We start from the raw sequence: 9,243 nt of genomic DNA, 5'->3' as shown, positions 1-9,243 counted from the left end.
ACGGTTGTCCCGGGCCCCGGTAGAAGAGGGTGAACGCGCCGACAGCGAGAGCAACGCCCCCCAGAAGGACCATGGCGCGGCGCATGAGATTGACATCTTCTCCGAATCTCAACGATCAGGACGAACCTGATCATAGAGCTCGTCACCTATGGCGGCATGCTCATTGCGTCAGGTCGGCGACCGCGGTGGAGTGCCATGGCGACGGCATGCCAGCACGCTGGAACGTAGTGACGATTTATCCGAAATGAGACCCGACAAGATGAAACAGGGGGTTACGGTGCGCTCAGCACCGTCTCGATGACCGCGCCATGGCCGATCCAACCAGGCCTCGCGCCGCTTGATCTCATCGCCGATGCCCTCATCCCACATCCTCGCCCAGCCACCACCCCGCTCCTCGGCTCCGCCCCGGAGCACGATGTTGTCCGGCGTGTAATCCAAATGCCCAACCACTTCCGCCGGGTAGGTTCCACCTCACTCCGTCGAAACCACCCTGGCCTGTCCGCCCACCCAGACGCTGCATGACCGTCCGCCTGGAAATTCCAAGGCCGCCAGCCTGGATCATGCTGGCCGCTCACCTGGAGGAATTTCTGACCGTGCACACTGCACTATCGTTCAGATACCGCTCTCACGATCGCCCGAAGCGGCCGAGCACCGTGCGTGGTCGGGGCCATCGACGGATCGAAACTTGTTTGGTCGCAAAGCGCGCCGCACGGGAACGGCCCTCACGATCGCCTGTCGGTGGCTGGCCGCCGTCGCCGGCTGGGAGCGATCGAGGGTCCAGGGCTTCGTTCCTCAGCCCCGGCCCACCGAGCGATGTGGCTGGCGTGCTCGTTGCGTGCCCGATGGGGCGGGGAAGTAGGGGCAATCGCGGGGAGTCACGGGGAATGCCACCCGTACGTTGAGCCGTCTGCTCTGGTGGAGCAAGATCGGCGTGCGTCTTTGCAAGCAGGATGTCAGGAGTTCGAATCTCCTAGGCCCCACCTCGAGAAACGCCCCGCTCCAGGTCTTGGAACGGGGCGTTCGTGCCATTAACGTGCCATTGGTCTTTGGCGATCTTCTTTTGTTCGGCCTCCACACGGGCGGTCAGTGCGTCGGCGATTCGCTGGTCCGCGTCGCGCGTGGCGTGCTGGTAGATCAGCGCGGCGCAGTCGCTGTCGTGCCCCATGCGGGCCTTAAGGTCGGCCGTGCTCGGGCCGCGCTGGGCACTGCTATTCCGGCCGACGCTCGTGGCCGATAGCGTCAGAGGGTGGACAACGATGATCTCCCAATCCGGCTATGGAGCGACGCCGAGCTCGCCGTCGCGACTGGCCTCGTAGTGCTGCTGCTCCTCCTGCCCACCATCATCTGGCTTGCCATGACGATGCTGCGCCGCCGCAGGTAGCGCTTCCAGTGGGGTGCTCCGGCTCCACAGACGGACGCCCTTGGTCAGTCGGTGTTCCATCAGTAGTTCGGGCGTCGCCGCTGCCGCCACCATGGCCAATCAGGCGATGCGAGCGGATCCGGCGACGTTCGGGCGAGAAAGCTTCTGTCGATGGGAAGCACCAGATTGTAAAGATACGGTCGCGCCCAGCGAGGCAATGCAATGAGCACCTGTTCCAGTTCCCCGCGCGGATCGTGTTCCCAACAGGCGGGGCATGTGCAGGTGGGCCGGAGCTGGGTGGAGGTGCCCGGAATCACTTCCCGCGTCCAAGTCAGCAGCACCGCCGCCACATAACCCGGCCCCATCCGGGTGTGCTCCAGCGCGATCACTGCGGCCATAGGGCGCGGCCCGAGACCAGGAACCTGATGAATCAAGGGTCTGTGGGTTACGCACATGAATCTTCGCGTGCGAACCGCCGAAGGGCGCCTACGCGGCATGGCCCTTTCTGATCGAAGTCATGCCCATGATGATCGCATGCCTAGAGCGTGACTTCCAGGCCTCGCTTGCCGAAGCAAACTATGCCTCCGGCAGGGGCGTCCGGCTCCGGGATGCTCGCCGCGTCGGGTGTACTCAGGCAGGAGAGTCACTGGCGGTGTCAGAAGTCTTTCGTACACACGTACGATCCCCTAATCTGTCCCGAGCATGGAAGCCAAGCGATCAAGACCGGAGGGTCCAGATGGGGGTCTTCTACGACTACTACCGGGCGGCGAACAGGCAGGTGGCCGCGGAGAAGCCCGATAGCCCCCGTGCCGTTGAGAAGCCCATGGCGGGAGTACCGACGTTCGATGCGGTGGACGCCAAGTGGATCGGGCCCGACGTGATACTTGGGCGGCTCATAGCCCTGGTCAGAGACGTTCCGTTCAGCTTGGACCTGGTGCAGACGGTCACGGTCTATCCGCCACCCGAGAGCGCTCCGGCGACGATGGAGGAGTGGGAGGCTCTGCCGGAGGACTCCCCATACAAGGAAGGGCCGGGAATCGAAGAGCTCCCCGCAGACGTGCGCGACGCGCTCGCCGGCATCCCGGATAGCAGGTTGGACGAGCTCGTTGAGCACTGGGAGGAGATCGAGGAGTTCGCTGACCTACCACCTTCCGATGGATACCTTCTGGAGGTCCTTACAGGGCTGCGAGGCCTTGCTCAACGAGCACAGGAGGAAGATCAGATGATCTATTGCTGGATGTGTGTCTAGCTAGTTCTCTCCCGGTGCCAGGTTCGAGCCCCCGGCGTCCTGCCTCAGCGGCTGCCGTGCAATATACGTGCAATGATCATGAGGCTTGAGGCAACGAGACATGGCTGCGGTGCAGGTGAAAGGCCTTTTGCCGTTCGTAACGGTCACGCGCTGTAAAACCGTCGCCAGCCAGCGCCACCCAAGCGCCTGACCGCGCCACTAGCTACTCTCGCGTCCCCCATCCCCTTCTCCTGATCCTGGAGACAGGGACTCATGCGCGCTCGATGGAGCCTCGCCCTCATCCTGACTCCGTTGCTCTTCGACCGCGTCGCCATTCCGCCGCCTCCGCTTCTCGGCGTGGATGGGCAAGTTCTTTTGCGACTTCCTCGACCGCCTTGCGGAGCTTCTCGATCTCCTGGACCTGCTGATGGAGGGTCTTGACCGTGAGGTGCCGGAGCTTGCGGTAGATCTCCAAGTCGATGAGGTAGGTGAGTGGCTCGACAGCACCATAGGGCCCATCCGCCTCTACCGTCACGGTGTAGCGGCGGGGCAGGTCTTTTTGGAAGAACTGCCATCCGATATCGAAGAGCGCCTCGATCTTGCGCCCTGGCGGCAGATGAGGAATGCCTTGAGTGAAGATGAGGGTATCGGCGAGCCTCTCCCGGTCATCCCCATCCATCGAGGTCTGAATAGGCGGCTCGAACTTGATTCGAACGTTGCGGGCAACTGTGGGCCCCACGTTCTCGATCACGAGATTCATAGCCTCTGAGATGAAGTCGGACGCCCGGATGTCGACGACCACGTATGGCTGCTGCGACTCCGTGAACGCCGTGCGGTCGAGCGCGAGCTGGTTGGCGGCAATCTCCGCTTGATCACGCGCCGACACTGCTTGATCCTTTGCCGCGTCAGCGGCTCGCTGGGCATCGGCCGCTTGGTCGATCGCGGCACTGGCCTGTCGTCTGGCGTACCAGACCGAGAACAGGGAGAGCAGTAAGGCCGCAAGGGCCGCGATGGCAGTGAGGATGTCGGTCCAGTCAGGACCGTCTGGGGGCCTCAACCTCGGTCTCCTCCTCGGGAAATCGATGAATGGACATGCAGCTGTGCTCGTCCATCTTCCCGAAGCGCAGCGTAGTTTGACCGCTCTACACCCCGGCGCTAGTTGCAGCTCTAGTTGCAATCCGGTGTCGTACAGGGTCGTCCGACGCCGACCTTCGAAGTCGGATGGGCCAGGTGGAACCGATCGGGACGGGCAAGATCCGAGCTGCTAATGCGGTTTGGGTTTACCGCCCATCCGGGGTTCAAATCCCCGATCCTCCGCAGGCAAGAGGCCCTTCCCCGGGTTTGGGGAAGGGCCTCTTTGATCTTCTGCGGGCACCAGGGTTGCAGTTTGGGTTGCAGTTGCCCCTCAGGGAGCGCCCCAGAGGGCAGCGTCCATGCGGTCGCTGGCGTCCTTCATCTGGAGAGTCGCTACGTGGGTGTAGCGCTCTGTGGTGGTGACGCGGGTGTGGCCGAGGATCTCCTGTACGACTCGGATGTGGACGCCCTGCTCTATCAACAGGGTCGCCGCGGTGCGCCTCGCGTCGTGAACCCTGGCGTCCCGCACGCCGGCCTGCTTGAGGATCGACTTCCACTGCTTCCAGTCCTCCGTGCGCTCGATCGGGCCGCCGAGCGGCGGCGCCGATGCCGCCCGGTCAGGCCGAGGCCGCGCATCAGCCGGGCCACCCGCCGCCGGCCACACTGCTGCCCGTCCCGCTGCAGCTGGGCGTGCACGCGCGGCGCGCCGTAGCTGCCTCGTGAGCGCGTGCACCTCGGCGATGCGCTCGGCCAGCTGCGCGTCGCGCATCGCGCGGGGCCCGGGCACGCCACTGCGGCGGGCGTAGAAGGCGGCACGGGAGACTCCCAGCAGCTCACACGCCCGTTTGACGCTGTGGCCGCCCTGCTTTTCCGCCTCGATGAACGGGTGCACGCTCACCGGGTCTCCTTGGCGAATTAAGCCGTCACTCGCTTGAGGACGTCGACATCCTCGCGCAGCCGCCGATTCTCCCGCCGCAACGCCTCCAGTTCCTGGCGTTCGCTGCTGGTCAGCCCTTCCCGCTGCCCGGCGTCGACCTCGGCCTGGCGGATCCACTGGCGCACCGCGGTCTCGGTCAGATCGAAGTCCTTGGCCACCTGCCCGACCGAGCGGTCACCACGCTGGCACAGCTCGACGATCTCGGCTTTGAACCCCGGTGTGAAGGAGCGGCGAGGACGCGGCTTCTTCTTCCCCATGCTCTCCATCATGGACATCCTTCCGGGGACGAGCCCCTGATCTCGGATGTCCGTCAAACCGGATCAAGCCCAGCGCCGGGAGAGATGTGTGCGTGGCTGGCCAGGTGCGCCACGGCACGCTCAGTGGGCTGGCGGGCTCCAGACTCCAAGAGCGAGAGTTACCCGGTCGACATGTCGTCGCCGGCGAGTGCGCTCTGCGCGAGGCCTCGCTCGGCCCTCAATTGCTTGAGCCGGCGGCCGAATTGCGGCTGTGCAAGCACGCACTTGCCTCCAAACGTATCCACTGAAGACGAGTCCTAGCAGGCCACCTTGCCATCGCTGTGCCAAATGTGCCTGAGCCGTCCAGCCCGATCTTGGCCAATCCGCTACGAAGCTTGACAAATCTTTGCCATCTGAGCATGCGCTCACTTTGGGTAGGAGATGCAGCTCAGATGGACAAGCAGGGGGGTACGAGCTGGTAGGGAGGTTGTCCGGGACAGCCCGGGGCAGGGCATGAGAAGGTATCTGGCAAATTATTTTGGCAAACACTTGCCAAGCGACCAGGCGTAGCCGTAGATTTCCTGGCAACACGGACATCTCAGGGAGACATCATGAAGAACCTCGCCACTGCCCTCGCCGTCATCGGTGGACTCTTCATCACCTACGTCGGTATCAGCTATCTCCTGGACGGGCAGGCTATGGCCTCCAGTTTCGGTGTGCCTCACCCGCCGACTGGCAACGCCGGCGGCTACTTCGCCGTCAAGGGCGTACGTGACATTGGACAGGGGCTCGTCATATTCGCCCTCTTGCTGGCCGGCCAGCGCCGGACGCTCGGCTGGGCGATGCTCGCGGGGGCATTCGTGCCCTTCAGCGACATGATCATCGTGCTGTCGCAGGGCGGTCAGGTGGCCGCGGCACTGGGCATCCACCTCGCCACCGCGGTCGTGGTCGCACTCACCGGAGCGCTTCTCCTCCGCACCAACCCTCGATCCCGTACCGTCCCCGCGATTGCGTAGGACCTACGGCAGCGCTCGCCCCCACGCCGCCTTGACATGAGGACGACCTGCAACGGCGTGGGGCCCGCAAACTCGCCAATCTCACACCGCGCCCCCGATCACGTGCGCGACCGTATCCCGAACATTGCCGACGCCATCCAGTCACCGCACGAGTCATCGATCGTCATCACGCAAGGAGTCCTAGAAATGTCGCTGGTCATGCCGAACCACTTCGACGAGTCCGTGATCGTCCGCTCCGCCGAAGCCGAAATCATCGGCCACGCACCAACCACGATCCGACTGCTGGCCGACAGCAGCTCGACTGGCGGTGCGCTGTCCACCCAACGGGTCAGCCTGACCAACGGCGCCAACGGTGCCAGCCCGCACCACCACTCCAACTCGGCCGAGCTGTTCTACATGCTCGATGGCACAGCCCAACTGCTGTCCGGCGAACAGGTTGTCACCGCCGAACGCGGCGATCTCGTCATCGTCCCGCCAGGCCTCGCCCACGCCTTCGCCGCCGCACCGGGTGAAGACGCCGACATCCTCATCGTCATTACTCCAGGGGTGGAACGGTTCGAGTACTTCCGCCACCTCGAACGCATCGCTTACGGCAAGGTGCCCCCAGAAAGCCTGCTGGAAGTCCAGGAGCTCTACGACACCTACTTTCTCAACAGCGCAACCTGGAACAACGCCAGATCCTGAAGCTTGACCAGCGGCCCAACCGGCATCCGCGACCACCGTCCAAGCCGAGTCACAATGATGTCGCCGACGCCCAAATATCCGAAACCAGTCGTCGACGGCCGAAAACCCGAGATGAGACACAGAACCCAGCCGGGCCGGGACTCGCCAGTGAGCCCGGCCCGGGGTTCGGGTCTGAGGCGGGAGTGTAAGAAAACATCTTTCTCTGCGACAGAGCCGTTAGCTGCTGGACACACCCGCCCCAGTCCTCAGCGACCTGCCGGGGACTCGTCTGAACGTTGGAGATCGTTTGGGGGCCCATGACTCGAAGAAGATCCGGGATATACGCGGGATGATCTCGTGCGCCGGTGAGCGAGCTAAAGCCGTAGCACCAGTTCGGACCTGCTCCGAGGCCTCAATTACCAGCCCGCTGTAAGACCGTCGGCGCAGCCTGCGCCGATTCCTTGAGCCAGGGCTTTAAGGCATCCAGGCGCGCCGTACCAAGGCGCTGCACCGGCCGTCGGCACGCCACCGCCTGATTTGCTACTCAGCTGCTCCGACATGATGTGATGGTCGGGATCTTGGGGGGCTGACATCTACAAAACTTGTTCACATGTGCGCAGCCCGAGAGTTGATCTGTGGATAACTCGCTTAGCTCTCAGCCGCCCGCCTCCTTGGCGAGCTTGCCGAGAGCGTCTGCGATGGCCGGTCGCGCTCCGTCGCGGTGCTGGTAGATCAGCGCGGCTCAGCCCGAGAAGTAGACGGGACACATTGAGAGCTGTATTGCCTGGTCAAAGCCCACTCGGTGTCATCGGCGCAGGTGGGGAAGAGCAGGTGAGAGTTCGAGCTCTACTGCGGCAGCCGAGATGTCGGCGTGCCCGCTGCGTGCTCGTACGGTCGGCAGGCAGCGGGGAATCACGGGGACTCACGGTCACCCGACCGGCATACGTCCAGGTCAGTGTTTCCGCAGCTCGGACCGCATGATGTTGAATACTTCCCAAGCTGATAGCGCGGGAAGATGCTCTTGTGGGAGATCTCTGGGATGCCATTGATGATCACATCCTCCGGGGGCGTATCCTTCCGGTCCTGATCATGCAGGAACGGTTCGGTGACACGATCCATGAGGCTATCGACAGGTTCGCCGAGCGCTACGAGTACCTCCGGGAGGTGCGGCCCGATGACTTCACGAAGTCCCGCGAGGAGTACGGGCGAGGCTTCTACTCCTAGGAGACTGTCGGGGCGTGGCCGCCGTCGGGTTGCGGTTTGGGTTGCAGTTCACTGCCGTATCAGGTCGTTCCGGAAAGACCGGCGATGGGCGTTGGTCCAGGTGGGAGTTTCCTGAACGATGGCCCTCCGAGCTGCTGATGCGGTTTGGGTTTACCGCCCATCCGGGGTTCAAATCCCCGATCCGCCGCAGGTGGAAGGCCCTCTCCCAGATCTTGGGAGCGGGCCTTCTTGGACTTTGAGGGCGTCGTAGTTGCAGGGCTGGTTGCAATGGCTAAGGATTTCCCCAGAGCGCGGAGGCGAGCCGCTCCCCTGCGTCGCGCATCAGGGGTATGGATACGTGGGTGTATCGCTCGGTGGTCGTCACTCTGGTGTGGCCGAGGACCTGCTGAACCACTCTGTGGGAATATCCCATCACATCCTTTGCGGCAATCCGTCATTTCAGTGGGGCCCTATTTCGCGTGAGCTTTCCAAAGAACGCTGCGCGCTGCCTCGCGGCCCCGCGCCCGCTCGGCGGCCGGGCCTGCGGCCTGGGGGCCGGTCCCGGCCGCCAGCAGCTCGGGCCGCGTACCCGTCACGTACCTGCTGACCCGTTAGCGCATCCCCCTACGTACGGACATGCCTACCGCTCCACTCAACGAGCGAAAAGCAGCTCCCAGCCCCGCAGCAGCCGCGCAATAGCATCCGAGCATGGACACACCGCCTGATCTCGACCGTGCATTGGACGCTCTCTACGCGGCCTTTTCCCGGTACCCGATTCCAGCCAAGACCGACGTGTGTGACCACTGCGTGTCAGCTGAGCGGGTTCGCGCGGCGCGTGCCGCACCACTCCGGGCGCTCACCGCATCCACGCTGGAGCCCTACGCCTGGAATGGCCTGTACACATGGGGAGACGTCGAGGAGTTCAAGCACTACCTCCCCCGGTTAATGGAGCTGCTCATCCTCGAAGAGCTCGACGGCCTGCACGCCCCCTCCTTGATGCTGCGACTCGGCGTCAGGTGGCCCAACTGGAGAAAGACCGAGCAGGAAGCCATCATCGCCGCCCTCGACGCATGGTGGCGGCAGACCCTGAACCACTACCCGCGCGACGTCGACGCCATGACGATGATCGAAATCATCGCTGACAGTCTGGAGCTGGACCTAGCTCCCTATCTGGCCGAGTGGGAATCGAACACCACCGAGGCGGCGGCCCGTCACATGGCGTGGCTCATGCACATCTTCACCGTCAGCGCCGCCCACGACACCGAGTGGTATGCGCTCCTGGACAATTGGATCAGGGGGCCAGCACCTGCGACGCTCCTGGAGCGCGGATTCTTCTCCGCCAGCTCACCGGAAGCGGCCCAGAAACTCTCCGACGCGCTCGAGATCCACCGCATCTGGCGCCGACACTGAACCGCCCTCCAATTCAGGTTAAGGCGCCTCCGGCAAGGGCTCCGGTTCCGGGACGCCGCGGAGCTGGAAGCGAGGGCCAGGAGGGGGCTGAGGTAGGAGCCGCGCATCCCTCCTGC

At 63.9% G+C, this 9,243-nt stretch carries 11 protein-coding genes; 6 read left to right on the top strand and 5 right to left on the bottom strand.

Going from position 1 to position 9,243, the window contains the following annotated elements; translation table 11 throughout:
• Nucleotides 1–970: 970 nt before the first annotated feature.
• Nucleotides 971–1,165: a hypothetical protein gene (locus AB0H84_RS04280; RefSeq protein ID WP_357597864.1), complete on the bottom strand. Its 195-nt coding sequence runs from the start codon at nt 1,163–1,165 to the stop codon at nt 971–973.
• 81 nt (nt 1,166–1,246) lie between these two features.
• Here AB0H84_RS04280 and AB0H84_RS04275 point away from each other — a divergent pair, with 81 nt between their 5' ends.
• A complete protein-coding gene (locus AB0H84_RS04275; RefSeq protein ID WP_357597861.1) occupies nt 1,247–1,381 on the top strand; it encodes a hypothetical protein in 135 nt (44 codons plus the stop codon).
• 715 nt (nt 1,382–2,096) lie between these two features.
• Nucleotides 2,097–2,609 carry a hypothetical protein gene (locus AB0H84_RS04270; protein ID WP_357597858.1) on the top strand — a complete coding sequence of 171 codons (513 nt, stop codon included), beginning with the start codon at nt 2,097–2,099 and terminating at the stop codon, nt 2,607–2,609.
• 277 nt (nt 2,610–2,886) lie between these two features.
• Here AB0H84_RS04270 and AB0H84_RS04265 read toward each other — a convergent pair whose 3' ends face one another.
• From AB0H84_RS04265 to AB0H84_RS04250, 4 genes are all read right to left on the bottom strand, one after another.
• Nucleotides 2,887–3,645 carry a hypothetical protein gene (locus tag AB0H84_RS04265; RefSeq protein ID WP_357597855.1) on the bottom strand — a complete coding sequence of 253 codons (759 nt, stop codon included), beginning with the start codon at nt 3,643–3,645 and terminating at the stop codon, nt 2,887–2,889.
• 348 nt (nt 3,646–3,993) lie between these two features.
• On the bottom strand, nt 3,994–4,245 hold the full coding sequence (locus tag AB0H84_RS04260) for a tyrosine-type recombinase/integrase (RefSeq protein ID WP_357597921.1): 252 nt from the start codon (nt 4,243–4,245) through the stop codon (nt 3,994–3,996).
• Nucleotides 4,140–4,358 carry an IS3 family transposase gene (locus tag AB0H84_RS04255; RefSeq protein WP_357597853.1) on the bottom strand — a complete coding sequence of 73 codons (219 nt, stop codon included), beginning with the start codon at nt 4,356–4,358 and terminating at the stop codon, nt 4,140–4,142. Before AB0H84_RS04255 ends, AB0H84_RS04260 begins: the two co-directional genes overlap by 106 nt.
• 219 nt (nt 4,359–4,577) lie before the next feature.
• The gene (locus tag AB0H84_RS04250) at nt 4,578–4,856 is read right to left on the bottom strand and encodes a transposase (RefSeq protein ID WP_357597850.1); all 279 of its coding nucleotides are present in this window, start codon (nt 4,854–4,856) and stop codon (nt 4,578–4,580) included.
• A gap of 590 nt (nt 4,857–5,446) precedes the next feature.
• Between AB0H84_RS04250 and AB0H84_RS04245 the strand changes: the two genes are divergently transcribed.
• From AB0H84_RS04245 to AB0H84_RS04230, 4 genes are all read left to right on the top strand, one after another.
• On the top strand, nt 5,447–5,851 hold the full coding sequence (locus AB0H84_RS04245; RefSeq protein ID WP_357597847.1) for a DUF4267 domain-containing protein: 405 nt from the start codon (nt 5,447–5,449) through the stop codon (nt 5,849–5,851).
• A 186-nt stretch (nt 5,852–6,037) separates the two neighbouring features.
• Entirely contained in the window at nt 6,038–6,535 is a 498-nt protein-coding gene (locus AB0H84_RS04240; protein ID WP_357597844.1) for a cupin domain-containing protein, read from the top strand.
• A gap of 1,068 nt (nt 6,536–7,603) precedes the next feature.
• Nucleotides 7,604–7,738 carry a hypothetical protein gene (locus AB0H84_RS04235; RefSeq protein ID WP_357597841.1) on the top strand — a complete coding sequence of 45 codons (135 nt, stop codon included), beginning with the start codon at nt 7,604–7,606 and terminating at the stop codon, nt 7,736–7,738.
• A 687-nt stretch (nt 7,739–8,425) separates the two neighbouring features.
• Nucleotides 8,426–9,127 carry a hypothetical protein gene (locus AB0H84_RS04230; protein ID WP_357597838.1) on the top strand — a complete coding sequence of 234 codons (702 nt, stop codon included), beginning with the start codon at nt 8,426–8,428 and terminating at the stop codon, nt 9,125–9,127.
• Nucleotides 9,128–9,243 lie beyond the last annotated feature (116 nt).

Source organism: Nonomuraea sp. NPDC050786 (genome assembly GCF_040654115.1).
In the GTDB taxonomy this organism is placed as follows: domain Bacteria; phylum Actinomycetota; class Actinomycetes; order Streptosporangiales; family Streptosporangiaceae; genus Nonomuraea.
The sequence above is the reverse complement of the archived record's forward strand: the minus strand, read 5'-3'. Positions and strand labels throughout refer to the sequence as shown.

Excerpts from the sequence above, each read along its gene's own strand:
- AB0H84_RS04280 (WP_357597864.1), bottom strand. The coding sequence starts at position 1,165 with ATGGGGCACGACAGCGACTGCGCCGCGCTGATCTACCAGCACGCCACG.
- AB0H84_RS04270 (WP_357597858.1), top strand. The coding sequence starts at position 2,097 with ATGGGGGTCTTCTACGACTACTACCGGGCGGCGAACAGGCAGGTGGCC.
- AB0H84_RS04250 (WP_357597850.1), bottom strand. The coding sequence starts at position 4,856 with ATGGGGAAGAAGAAGCCGCGTCCTCGCCGCTCCTTCACACCGGGGTTC.
- AB0H84_RS04245 (WP_357597847.1), top strand. The coding sequence starts at position 5,447 with ATGAAGAACCTCGCCACTGCCCTCGCCGTCATCGGTGGACTCTTCATC.
- AB0H84_RS04240 (WP_357597844.1), top strand. The coding sequence starts at position 6,038 with ATGTCGCTGGTCATGCCGAACCACTTCGACGAGTCCGTGATCGTCCGC.
- AB0H84_RS04235 (WP_357597841.1), top strand. The coding sequence starts at position 7,604 with ATGCAGGAACGGTTCGGTGACACGATCCATGAGGCTATCGACAGGTTC.
- AB0H84_RS04230 (WP_357597838.1), top strand. The coding sequence starts at position 8,426 with ATGGACACACCGCCTGATCTCGACCGTGCATTGGACGCTCTCTACGCG.